11 protein-coding genes and 3 pseudogenes are annotated in these 10,835 nt (G+C 66.5%); 4 read left to right on the top strand and 10 right to left on the bottom strand.

Features of this window, described 5'->3' with window-relative positions; translation table 11 throughout:
* Nucleotides 1-84, top strand: a pseudogene (locus Q1V87_RS06885) (IS6 family transposase); the annotation flags it as partial.
* A gap of 47 nt (nucleotides 85-131) precedes the next feature.
* Here the strand turns inward: Q1V87_RS06885 and Q1V87_RS06880 are convergent.
* The 8 genes and pseudogenes from Q1V87_RS06880 to dapA form a co-directional block, all read right to left on the bottom strand.
* Nucleotides 132-287, bottom strand: a pseudogene (locus Q1V87_RS06880) (DUF3046 domain-containing protein); the annotation flags it as partial.
* Between the two features lie 17 nt (nucleotides 288-304).
* Entirely contained in the window at nucleotides 305-613 is a 309-nt protein-coding gene (locus Q1V87_RS06875) for a helix-turn-helix transcriptional regulator (RefSeq protein WP_300591430.1), read from the bottom strand.
* Nucleotides 614-776: 163 nt separating this feature from the next.
* Nucleotides 777-1,268 (bottom strand): CinA family protein, encoded by a 492-nt coding sequence (locus Q1V87_RS06870; protein ID WP_300591429.1) that lies wholly within the window; start codon nucleotides 1,266-1,268, stop codon nucleotides 777-779.
* Nucleotides 1,265-1,855 (bottom strand): CDP-diacylglycerol--glycerol-3-phosphate 3-phosphatidyltransferase, encoded by a 591-nt coding sequence (gene pgsA, locus Q1V87_RS06865; RefSeq protein WP_300591428.1) that lies wholly within the window; start codon nucleotides 1,853-1,855, stop codon nucleotides 1,265-1,267. The genes Q1V87_RS06870 and pgsA overlap by 4 nt, the downstream gene beginning before the upstream one ends.
* A gap of 49 nt (nucleotides 1,856-1,904) precedes the next feature.
* Nucleotides 1,905-4,571: a DNA translocase FtsK gene (locus tag Q1V87_RS06860; RefSeq protein ID WP_300591427.1), complete on the bottom strand. Its 2,667-nt coding sequence runs from the start codon at nucleotides 4,569-4,571 to the stop codon at nucleotides 1,905-1,907.
* Nucleotides 4,572-4,766: 195 nt separating this feature from the next.
* Entirely contained in the window at nucleotides 4,767-5,261 is a 495-nt protein-coding gene (locus tag Q1V87_RS06855) for a GNAT family N-acetyltransferase (RefSeq protein ID WP_300591426.1), read from the bottom strand.
* Nucleotides 5,262-5,313: 52 nt separating this feature from the next.
* Nucleotides 5,314-6,990 (bottom strand): ribonuclease J, encoded by a 1,677-nt coding sequence (locus Q1V87_RS06850; RefSeq protein ID WP_300591425.1) that lies wholly within the window; start codon nucleotides 6,988-6,990, stop codon nucleotides 5,314-5,316.
* 23 nt (nucleotides 6,991-7,013) lie between these two features.
* Nucleotides 7,014-7,991 (bottom strand): 4-hydroxy-tetrahydrodipicolinate synthase, encoded by a 978-nt coding sequence (gene dapA, locus Q1V87_RS06845; RefSeq protein WP_300591424.1) that lies wholly within the window; start codon nucleotides 7,989-7,991, stop codon nucleotides 7,014-7,016.
* A gap of 56 nt (nucleotides 7,992-8,047) precedes the next feature.
* Between dapA and Q1V87_RS06840 the strand changes: the two genes are divergently transcribed.
* Entirely contained in the window at nucleotides 8,048-8,593 is a 546-nt protein-coding gene (locus Q1V87_RS06840) for an NUDIX hydrolase (RefSeq protein ID WP_300591423.1), read from the top strand.
* A 6-nt stretch (nucleotides 8,594-8,599) separates the two neighbouring features.
* Here Q1V87_RS06840 and Q1V87_RS06835 read toward each other — a convergent pair whose 3' ends face one another.
* Complete coding sequence (locus tag Q1V87_RS06835; RefSeq protein WP_300591422.1) at nucleotides 8,600-9,364, bottom strand: SDR family oxidoreductase; 765 nt, start codon at nucleotides 9,362-9,364, stop codon at nucleotides 8,600-8,602.
* Between the two features lie 28 nt (nucleotides 9,365-9,392).
* Entirely contained in the window at nucleotides 9,393-10,118 is a 726-nt protein-coding gene (gene thyX, locus Q1V87_RS06830; protein ID WP_300591421.1) for an FAD-dependent thymidylate synthase, read from the bottom strand.
* Nucleotides 10,119-10,263: 145 nt separating this feature from the next.
* Between thyX and Q1V87_RS06825 the strand changes: the two genes are divergently transcribed.
* Together Q1V87_RS06825 and Q1V87_RS06820 are read left to right on the top strand one after the other, a co-directional pair.
* Nucleotides 10,264-10,701, top strand: coding sequence for a thioredoxin family protein (locus Q1V87_RS06825; RefSeq protein ID WP_300591420.1), 438 nt, complete (start codon nucleotides 10,264-10,266; stop codon nucleotides 10,699-10,701).
* A pseudogene (locus Q1V87_RS06820) lies at nucleotides 10,694-10,835 on the top strand (DUF4395 domain-containing protein); the annotation flags it as partial. The gene Q1V87_RS06825 and the pseudogene Q1V87_RS06820, both read left to right, overlap by 8 nt.

The following is a 10,835-nucleotide window of genomic DNA, read 5'->3' as shown; positions in this document are numbered from 1 at the left end:
GTGGAGAGAGCTTTTGGCATTGGGCCCTCGGCGCTGACGGAGGCCATGGGCATGCTCAACCACCATTTCGCAGCAGCCGCCTGATCGGCGCAGAGCGACAGCCTACCTCTGACTGCCGCCAATCTTTGCAACAGAGCCATCCATACGTCCCGCGGCGGGACACCGGCCGCGATCGCCTCGGTGGCAGTTCGCCCGCCGACGCCGGAAAGAACCAGGTCGGCCAGAAGTGCAGCTGCTTGAGCACCGAACTCGTCGGTGACGGCGCGGTCGAACTCGCTACGACGCATGCAGATCGCGGCGCTGGTCAGCGCAGCGAGAGCTCGGCGTCCATCGACGCGACGAGCTCGTCGGGGACGACGTCGGGGAAGGTCTGCAGGCCCTCGAGCACGGCGAGACGGTCTCCGACTTCGCGCATGATCGTAGAGATGGGAACATCGAGCGCCTCGGCGACCGAGGCGAGAATCTCGCTCGATGCTTCCTTCTGACCGCGCTCGACCTCGCTGAGGTAACCGAGCGCGACACTCGCGCGGCTGGCCACCTGCCGGAGGGTGCGTCCCTTCTGCTGGCGGAAGTCACGAAGGACTTCGCCGATCTCTTGACGAACCAGGATCATTTCGGGCCCCCTCCTTACTGACCTATTCCGTTGTTGTCCGGGGTGGACAACAGTACAACACCGATGTGAGCCAATCTAACGCTGCCCTCTGTGGAATGGGTGGGAATCACCGAAAGTAACGCATCCGAAACATCGCGTGTTCCCGCCTGCGACCTTCGCTCGCTCAGAGCGAAACGCGCAGCATCTCGAGGGCAGCCGCGACCGCTTCCGCACGAATCGCCTCCCGATCACCGGCGAGTTCAAGCTCGGTGACCGCCTCACGCTCCGGTGTCACGACGGCAACATAAACGCGTCCGACCGGTGCTCCGTCCTGCGGGTCGGGTCCGGCAACGCCGGTCGTCGCTAGCCCGACCTCGGTGAGCGCACCACCCTGAGCGGTTGCGACCCGGATGCCGCGGGCCATCTGAATCGCTACGTCCGGGTGTACCGCGCCCTCGCGGCCGAGGAGCGCAGCGTCCACCCCGAGAAGGCTTGCCTTCAGATCGGTGGCGTACGCGACGATGCCGCCGCGCAGGACGTCCGACGCTCCAGGGACCGACACGAACGCCGAAGCGAGTGAACCCCCGGTCAACGACTCGGCAACACCGAGCCGCCAGCCTCGGGCGCGCAGCGTCTCGAGAATCTTTGACGCAGCCGTGGAGACATCGGACGTCATGACTCTGCCGAGCGCGCCGCCTCACCGCGCCGCGGGCGAGCGGCTCGGACTTCGGTGACGACATAGTCGATCCCGCTCGCGATGGTCAGGATGACGGCGATCGTCATCGCCACACCGTTGACCCAGAAGATCCACTCGCCGACGAGGTTCCACAGCGGCAGTAGGGCAAGCGAAAGCGCAACGGCCTGCGCGACGGTCTTGAGCTTTCCCATCCAGGCTGCAGCCAGAACATGATCGCTCACGACGATGAAGCGATAGATGGTGATTCCGACCTCGCGAATCAGGACCACGATGGTGATCCACCAGGGCAACTCGCCGAGGATCGACAGCCCGATGAACGCGAAACCCGTGAGCACCTTGTCGGCGATCGGGTCCAGGAGCTTGCCGAGGTCAGTGACGATTTCATACTTGCGGGCGAGATACCCGTCGATCCCGTCCGTGGCGATGGCGACGATGAAGATCACCGCCGCCCACCACCGGAGCGCGCCATCCGATCCCCCGTCTGCCAACAGCATCCAGAGGAAGACCGGCGCCATGAGGATGCGCACGATCGTGATCGCGTTGGGCAGCTGCCGCGGAATCGCCATGGGCCGAGCCTACTGCGCGAGGCCTACGCCGCTCGCTGGACCTGACCGGTCAGTCGCGACCGGTCAGCCCCCAAGCATCCTCGCTGCCCTCGTCACCGTCGACGACCTCGTACCCCGCGAACTGCCCATCGACCGCATCGGGACCGTACGGGTCCTCGGATGCCGCACTCGGCGCGTCCTCGCCGCGCAGACGCGCAAGCACGTCCGGGAGCTGCTCGGCCGTGACAAGTACGTCGCGCGCCTTCGACCCCTCGGAAGGACCGACGATCTCACGCGACTCGAGCAGATCCATCAGGCGGCCAGCCTTCGCGAAGCCGACGCGGAGCTTGCGCTGGAGCATCGAGGTCGAGCCGAACTGCGTCGAGACGACGAGTTCTGCTGCAGCCAGCAGCAACTCGAGGTCGTCACCGATGTCGGCATCCACTTCTTTCTTCTCGGCAGCCGCCTGCACGTCCGACCGATACTCGGGGCGCGCCTGCCCGGTCACATGAGCGACGACCTTCTCGATCTCGGACTCACTGACCCACGCACCCTGCACACGCAGGGTCTTGGAGGCCCCCATCGGCAGGAAGAGGGCATCGCCCGGGCCGATCAGGCGGTCAGCACCGGGCTGGTCGAGGATGACGCGAGAGTCGGTGACGCTGGTCACCGCGAAGGCCAGACGCGAGGGCACGTTGGCCTTGATGAGGCCGGTCACGACATCCACAGAGGGTCGCTGGGTCGCCAGCACGAGATGGATGCCGCTCGCTCGCGCCAGCTGCGTAATGCGCACGATCGAGTCTTCGACGTCGCGCGGGGCGACAATCATGAGGTCGGCGAGCTCGTCGACCACGACCAAGAGGTAGGGGTAGGGCTTGAGGACCCGCTCGCTGCCCGGTGGAAGCTTCACCTCGCCGGCAACGACGGCACGGTTGAAGTCGTCGATGTGGCGGAAACCGAACGACGCGAGGTCGTCGTAGCGCATGTCCATCTCTTTCACGACCCACTGGAGGGCTTCTGCAGCCTTCTTGGGGTTCGTGATGATGGGCGTGATCAGGTGCGGCACGCCCGCGTACGAGGTGAGTTCCACGCGCTTGGGGTCGATCAGGACCATCCGTACCTCGGACGGCTTGGCCCGCATCAGCAGGCTCGTGATCATCGAGTTTACGAAGCTCGACTTTCCCGAACCCGTGGAACCTGCCACCAGAAGGTGGGGCATCTTGGCGAGGTTCGCCACGACGAACCCTCCCCCGACGTCCTTGCCCACGCCGATCGTCATCGGATGGGTGGACTGGGTAGCTGCCGCTGACCGCAGGACGTCACCGAGCGTGACGATCTCGCGGTCGGTGTTCGGGATCTCGACGCCGATCGCACTCTTGCCGGGGATCGGCGCGAGGATTCGCACCTCGTTGGATGCGACGGCGTAAGCGATGTTGTTGGTGAGCGCCGTGATGCGCTCGACCTTCACGCCGGGGCCGAGCTCGATCTCGTACTGTGTGACTGTGGGCCCTCGGGAGAACCCGGTCACCCGCGCGTTGATCGAGAATTCCTCGAAGACACTCGTGATTGCACGGACCACCGCATCGTTGGCTTCCGAGCGCGCCTTCGCGGGAGTCCCCGCCGAGAGGTTGTTCACCGACGGGAGACGGTAGGGCGCGGTCGGAGCCGAGCGGGGTGCGTCGCTGCCGATCCCGATCAGGCCGGGCAGCGCGGCATCCTCGTCATCGGCATCGTCATCCTGGAGACCCGTACGCGACGCGCCCACGGCCTTCTTCGCGCCGTCGAGGACGGCAGGATCGATGACCTCCGTGAGAGCATCGGGGGCCGGCGCATCCGACGCCACCGCCGCGAAGGCTTGATCGAAGCCTCCCTCGGGCGGGCCCGGCGGGAGGAGTTCGGTGAGGAAGTCATCCGTCGACATGCCGCCATCGGGATCCTGCTCGCGCCCCGAGCTGTTCCGACGCCACCACGGCAAGGACGTACGCTCGGCAGACTCGGTCTCGTCGGTACCGGCCGACTCGGCGGGGGCCGTGGCACGCTCCGCGCCGAACATCCAGGCATAGAGGTCACCCAGACGCCTGCCGATGCGGTTGGGCGGGGTCTTGGTGAGGATCAGGATGCTGAGGATGCCGAGCAGGCTCAGCACGATGCCGGCACCGATCGAGGTCAACCCCAGAGCGAGCGGCTCGCCGAGCATCCAGCCGAAGACGCCCCCTGCGGCGCTGAGCGCCGGCAGGCCGTCACGCGGCTGCGGGCGGCCGCCGTAAACGTGGGCGAAGGCCGCGATGACCAGGATGATGAGGCCGAAACCGATTCCGATCCTGCCGTTGTCGTGAACGGATGCCGGATGACGAAAAAGCCAGCCCGCGAGGATCACCAGCAGCACCGGCAACACGAATGCAACGCGGCCGACGAGAGCCCCGACCGAGTAGGCAGAGATCGTCTCGCCGATCTCTGAGCCGATGAAAAACCACTCCACGACCGCACCGGCGACTGCCAGCAGCACGAGGAAGAACGGGAAGCCGTCGCGGCGCTGGTCTTTCTCGAGAGTCTCGGGACCGAACGCGCGGAACAGGCCGCCGGTCGCGTGCGCCAGGCCCATCCACATCCGCACGATCAGTGCGGGGCGCTCCTCATCGCCGACGTACCGCTTGGGCGCCGGCGCTGACGCGCGCGAACGCGAACCCTTGGCGGGCGCACGACCAGAGGTCGAGGTCTTGGTGCTACTCCTCGGCATGACCTCCACGGTAGGTGCGACCACCGACAATTCCGCGGAACGACGCGGCCTGTCGGCATCCGCCCGTATCCATCGACGAGCGCAGCCGTCACCCTCTCGCCGAGAATTCCATCGGGCGCCGAGAATTCGCTCGGGCGGCGCCTCCCCGGGCGCCGGATCGGATTCTCGCTGTCAGGGCGTAGACGGATGCTCCCGTCAGCGCAAGCGCTTGACCATGGTGTCGCGGCCGAAGCCGCTCTGGACCACGGCGAAACCCTCCGTACGGTAGAAAACCGCGGCGAAGTTGCCGCGCTCCACACTCAGGCTCAGCCGCGCGAAGCCCTCGGCACGGGCTTTGTCTGACAGCGACCGCAGGAGTGCGCGGCCAACCCCGTGTGCCCGCCAGATGGGTCGCACCCCGATGATCAGCTCGGGAACTCCCGTCCCGACGTAGCCGAACCCCGGATCGGATCGGGGAAACATCCGATACCACGCCGCCCCGATCGGCTCGCCCTGCGGATCCGACGCAACGAACCCCGCATCCCCCGGGCGAATCCAGCCCGAGACGTACCTGCCGTGCTCGGGGGCGGTCAACACCTCGTATCGCGGCCGCGAGCGCCCCGGAGACCAGTTGGCAGCCTCGACGACCATGTCACCCAGGAACGCGCCGTCGGCGGCGGTCGCCGGGCGGATGCTGAAGGTGGCGGGCATGCCGTGATTGTAGCGAGTGGCCGAACCACCGCCGATGGGGTGGCCCCGAAGCTCAGGCCTCGATGACCAGCGGCACGATCATCGGTCGGCGACGCAGGGACTGGTTGACCCACCGGCCAATCGTTCGGCGTACGACCTGCGAGAGCGCGTGGTTGTCTCGCACACCGGACTGCGCGGCCTCGGCGAGCGCTGCAGCGATCTTGGGCTTCACGCTCTCGAAGACTGCCGCGTCCTCCGCAAAACCTCGCGCGTGGACCTCGGGGCCGGAGATGATGCGCCCGGTCGCGGCATCCACGACGACGATCACCGAGATGAAGCCCTCTTCGCCGAGGATGCGCCGGTCTTTGAGGTCGGCGTCGGTGATCTCTCCGACGCTCGATCCGTCGACGTAGACGAAACCGAGGTCGAGCTGGCCGACGTTGCGTGCGACACCGTCGCGCAGGTCGATGACCGAGCCGTTCTCGGCGACGATCGTGTTTTCGGCGGGAACGCCGGTCTGCTGCGCCAGCTGGGCGTTGGCCATCAGGTGCCGATACTCGCCGTGGACCGGGAGTACGTTTCGGGGCTTCAGGATGTTGTAGCAGTAGAGCAGCTCACCGGCGGCGGCATGCCCCGATACGTGAACCTTGGCATTGGCCTTGTGCACGACGTTGGCGCCGAGCTTGGTGAGCCCATCGATGACCCGGTACACGGCGTTCTCGTTGCCGGGGATCAGGCTCGAGGCGAGGATGACGGTGTCGCCAGGTCCGGGCTCGATCTCGTGGTCGAGATTGGCCATGCGCGAGAGCACGGCCATCGGCTCTCCCTGCGACCCGGTCGACATGTAGACGATCTGATCGTCGGGGAGGTTGCGGGCCTTCTTGTAGTCGATGAGAAGGCCGTCCGGCACATTCAGGTAGCCGAGGTCTTCGGCGATCGTCATGTTGCGCACCATGCTGCGACCGAGCAGCGCCAAACGACGTCCATGCGCTGCCGCAGCATCCATCACCTGCTGAACGCGGTGAACGTGGCTGGAGAAGCTTGCGACAATGACGCGGCGCGGCGCCTTACCGATGACCTGGTCGAGGACCGGACCGATCTCTTTCTCCAGTGGCGTGAATCCGGGGACGTCGGCATTGGTGGAGTCGACGAGGAAGAGGTCGACCCCGGCTTCGCCCAGGCGCGAGAACGCCCGCAGGTCGGTGAGCCTGCCATCCAGCGGCAGCTGGTCCATCTTGAAATCACCAGTGGCCAGCACCGTGCCCGCCTCGGTTCGGATGGCAACCGCGAGCGCGTCCGGAATCGAGTGGTTGACCGCCACGAACTCGAGCTCGAAGGGGCCGAGACGTTCGACCTGTCCCTCCTTCACCGTGAGGGTGTAGGGACGCAGACGGTGCTCCTTGAGCTTGGCCTCCGTGAGGGCAAGGGTAAGCCCCGAGCCGATCAGCGGCAGATCGCCCTTGAGCTTGAGGAGGTACGGAACGGCGCCGATGTGGTCCTCATGGCCGTGCGTGAGCACGATACCGACGATGTCGTCGAGGCGCGCCTTGAGCGGTTCGAAGTCGGGGAGGATCAGATCCACGCCCGGCTGGTGCTCCTCGGGGAAGAGCACGCCGCAGTCCAGGACGAGGATCTTCCCGTCGAACTCGAAGATCGTCATGTTGCGGCCGACCTCGCCGAGCCCCCCGAGCGGGATGACGCGCAACGTCCCCGATTCGAGCGGGGGCGGGGCGAGAACAGCGTTGGACATGCGACTCCTATCGGCGCTGGGAATCAGCGCGTGGTGCCCGAGACCTTGGGCAGGGCACCGCCGGCGGCAGCGTTGCGGTCAGGGCGGAAGTTCGAGAAATCGACACCGGGAACACCCGAGACAAGGGCGAGTTCGTCCTCGATCTTGGCGGCTTCCCACTCCTCCGGGCCAACCAGCGGCAGGCGCACGCGGGGGCTGGTGATCCGGCCGAGACCGTGGAGGATGTACTTGGCCGAGACGGTGCCGGGAACGTGGGTCATGACGGCCCGCACGAGCGGCTCGAGCTGGCGGTGGGCTGCGGTTGCTACCGCCAGGTCACCGGCGTTGACGGCATCCACGATCACGCGGTAGGGCTGCGCGGCGATGTTGGCGGTCACCCCGATCAGGCCGGTTGCCCCGATCGACAGGTGCGGCAACACGTTCGCGTCGTCGCCCGAGAAGTACATCAGGTCAGTCTGGTTGAGCACGCGGCTGACCTCACTGAAATCGCCCTTGGCGTCCTTAATGGCAAGGATGTTCGGGTGCTTGGCAAGCCGCAGGATCGTCTCGTACTGGATCGGAACTCCGGTGCGGCCCGGGATGTCGTACAGGATGACGGGGAGGTCCGTGGCGTCGGCGACGAGACGGAAGTGGGTCAGGATGCCGGCCTGAGTCGGCTTGTTGTAGTACGGCGTGACGATCATGATGCCGTCGGCACCGACCTTCTCGCTGGCCTTGTAAAGCTCGATCGCGTGGGCGGTCTCATTGGAGCCGCCACCGGTGATGATCTTCGCCCGACCGGCTGCGACGTCCTTGCCGACCTCGACGAGGCGGATCTTCTCGGCGTCAGTCAGGGTCGAGGTCTCCCCCGTTGTTCCCGTCACGACGATGCCGTCGGCCCCGGCGCCGATCACATCGTCGATGTGCTTCTCGACCGCCGGCCAGTCGACCTCGCCGTCGGCGGTCATGGGAGTGACCAGCGCGACGAGCACCTGCCCGAACGGGTTTGTCGAGTGCGTCATGGGTTCAGGCTATCGGTTCGGCATCCGGCGGCGCCTCGGCGCTCTAGCCTGGTGCCATGTCGTGGCGCGCAGAATCCTCGAGATCGATCTATGAGAACCGATGGATCGCGGTTCGAGAAGACAGCGTCAGCGGCCCCGCCGGCGCAGGGATCTACGGCGTGGTGAAGATGCAGCATCCGGCAGTCTTCGTCGTAGCCGTCGATGCACACGACAGGGTCTGCCTGGTCGCCCTCGAGCGCTATCCGACCGGCAACCGATCCATCGAGGTTCCCGCGGGCGGCACCGACGGCGAATCTCCCCGCGATGCGGCCGAGCGCGAACTGCGTGAAGAGACCGGGCTCCAGGCGAGCGAGTTCACCGAGATCGGCTTCATGTATGCCCTCAACGGCATCGCCGACGCCCCCGAGCACGTCTTCCTCGCAACCGGCCTCGAGCCCGCCGCCGGAGCCGATGCGACCGAGCGCCACGAGGAGGGGATCGACGAGGTGTCGTGGGTGCCCTTCCCCGAAGTGCTGGGGATGATTCGTGATGGCCTGATCAGCGACGGCGAGACGATCGCGGCGCTGATGTTCGCCGCCATCCACCTGGGGCGCGTGAGCTGACGAGTCTCAGCGACCGCGGCGGCCCGCGGCTGCAGAAACGGATGCCGGCAGCAGGCGTGCGACGGCGGTGATCGCCTTCCACTTCAGCGACGGGATCGAGACGGCCCGGCCACGGGCGGCATCGCGCAGGGATTGCTCGACGACAACGTCGGCATCGAGCCAGAGCCAATCGGCCACGCCCTCGCGGCCCGGCGCCAGCCCCATCCGCTCGTGGAAGTTCGTGTGGGTGAAGCCGGGACAGACCGCGGTGACCGTCACCCCGGACGGCGCATACGCAGCGTTAGCCCAGCGCGAGAACTCGACCACCCAGCGCTTGACGGCGCCATAGGTCGATCGCGGTGTATAGGCGGCCACGGATGCGACATTGATGATTCGCCCATGACCCCGGCTGAGCATCGGCCCGAGGGCTGCGTGCATGAGCCGCATCGGTACCTCGACGTGCAGCTCCAGGTGCCGCGCTTCGTCATCGATGTCGTTGCGTTCGAACGCGAGGGGCAACCCGAACCCGGCGTTGTTCACCAGGACCTCGATGGGGCGCTCGGAGTCGGTCAACCGGGCTTCGACCTTCGCCCGCTGCCGCGGCTTCGTCAAGTCGGCAACGAGAGTTTCGGCCTGAACGCGATAGCGATCACGGATCTCGGCGGCAACGGCATCCAGGGCTGCCCTGTCCCGTCCCACGAGCACGACATCGGCGCCCCGTGCGGCGAGGCGGCGAGCATACTCGGCGCCGAGCCCCGAGCTTGCCCCGGTGACGAGAACGGTCTTCGGCATGCGACTCAGCGGATCCTGGGGCAAGCCATCACGGAGCAACGCGGCCGTTGGCTGCGAACGCGGCGTGGGTCATCGGCATCAGCGTTGCCCACAGGTCTTCCATCTTCTCGGCGCACATCTCGATCTCTCGCTGCGGGAACGAGGGGAAGTGCGAGCCTTCGACCTTGGTTCGCAGCGACAAGAAGTTCATGAGCGACCGGGCGTTCATCGTGACGTACATCGACGAGTAGGTGTTCAGCGGCAGCACGATGCGCGCAACCTCGCGGGCGACGCCAGCATCCAACATCCGTTGATACGCCGCGAACGCGTGCACGGATGCTTCGCGTGTCGCCTCGTCGACGATCTCGGTCTGCTCGGGGGTGCCGTCGATGAAGTCGTACGCGCCGGGCTTTCCAACCTGCACGAGCTTGCGCTCGGGAGCGGGAACGTAGAACACCGGACGCAACTCCCGGTACCGACCCGATTCCTCGTTATAGGAGGCGATGCGGTGGCGCATGAACTCACGGAAGACGAAGATCGGCGCCTGCACGTAGAAGGTCATCGAGTTGTGCTCGAACGGGGAACCGTGCCGGTCGCGCATCAGGTAGTTGATCAACCCACGGTCGCGATCGGATGCTTCAACCCCCGCTGCCGCGTCGCCGAGGGTCTGCTCACCCAGGGTTGATACCCGCGCCGCGAACAGAACGTCGGAATCTGCGGCACTGGCTCGGACAAGCTCGACTGTTACGTCGCTGCGAAACTCGATGTCGGTCACGGCTCACACCCTACCCGCGCAACCTCGCGCGGCACGGTGCGCGCCGGGCGCGTCCCGCCTCCTGCAGCCGGCGCTCTGCCCGCCGTCGTGTCACAGTCCGTCACGCGCGCCCCTCCCCGGCCCAGGTCGCTTAGTGTGGGATGCCGTGGAACCCGTCTCTGCTCTCATCGGCATCGCCGTTCTGGTCACGGTCAGCGCCGTGATCGGCATCCTGCTGCGTGCCCGTCAGGGACGCGCCCGGCGTGATGTCAACCATGAGATCGTCGAACCCGCACGCCTCGGCGCGGACCGGCTGGGGGATGCGGCAACCCTGCTGCAGTTCAGCACGGAGATGTGCAGCAGATGCCCCGGCGTCCACCGGACGCTCGGCGAGATCGCCGCGTCGCGTCCCGGGGTTCTTCACCTGGATGTCGACCTCACCCACCGCCCCGACATCGCGCGCCATTTCAATGTGCTGCAGACCCCCACAACCCTCGTGCTCGACCGTAACGGCGCAGTGCAGACCCGATTCGGCGGAGTGCCCAACCGCCACGTACTCGAGCTCGAGCTTCAGCGACTGACGACGGAGAGCGCCCATGTCTGACAAAGCCCGCGGCATCGACCCTCGGGGTCCGCGGTTCGCCGCCGCAATCACCTCCGTCCTGCTGCTCATCGACGTGTTCCTGGGACTTATCGGCGCCAGTATCGCGGCCTTCGTGCTGCTGGCCGTGATCGCCC

The sequence above is a fragment of the Microbacterium sp. genome, from assembly GCF_030149085.1.
Lineage (GTDB): Bacteria > Actinomycetota > Actinomycetes > Actinomycetales > Microbacteriaceae > Microbacterium.
Note: the sequence above shows the minus strand (reverse complement) of the source record. Positions and strands in the feature narration are given on the sequence as shown.

Excerpts from the sequence above, each read along its gene's own strand:
- pgsA (WP_300591428.1), bottom strand. The coding sequence starts at position 1,855 with ATGGCGATTCCGCGGCAGCTGCCCAACGCGATCACGATCGTGCGCATC.
- Q1V87_RS06855 (WP_300591426.1), bottom strand. The coding sequence starts at position 5,261 with ATGCCCGCCACCTTCAGCATCCGCCCGGCGACCGCCGCCGACGGCGCG.
- dapA (WP_300591424.1), bottom strand. The coding sequence starts at position 7,991 with ATGACGCACTCGACAAACCCGTTCGGGCAGGTGCTCGTCGCGCTGGTC.
- Q1V87_RS06875 (WP_300591430.1), bottom strand. The coding sequence starts at position 613 with ATGATCCTGGTTCGTCAAGAGATCGGCGAAGTCCTTCGTGACTTCCGC.
- Q1V87_RS06835 (WP_300591422.1), bottom strand. The coding sequence starts at position 9,364 with ATGCCGAAGACCGTTCTCGTCACCGGGGCAAGCTCGGGGCTCGGCGCC.
- Q1V87_RS06850 (WP_300591425.1), bottom strand. The coding sequence starts at position 6,990 with ATGTCCAACGCTGTTCTCGCCCCGCCCCCGCTCGAATCGGGGACGTTG.
- Q1V87_RS06870 (WP_300591429.1), bottom strand. The coding sequence starts at position 1,268 with ATGACGTCCGATGTCTCCACGGCTGCGTCAAAGATTCTCGAGACGCTG.
- Q1V87_RS06840 (WP_300591423.1), top strand. The coding sequence starts at position 8,048 with ATGTCGTGGCGCGCAGAATCCTCGAGATCGATCTATGAGAACCGATGG.
- Q1V87_RS06860 (WP_300591427.1), bottom strand. The coding sequence starts at position 4,571 with ATGCCGAGGAGTAGCACCAAGACCTCGACCTCTGGTCGTGCGCCCGCC.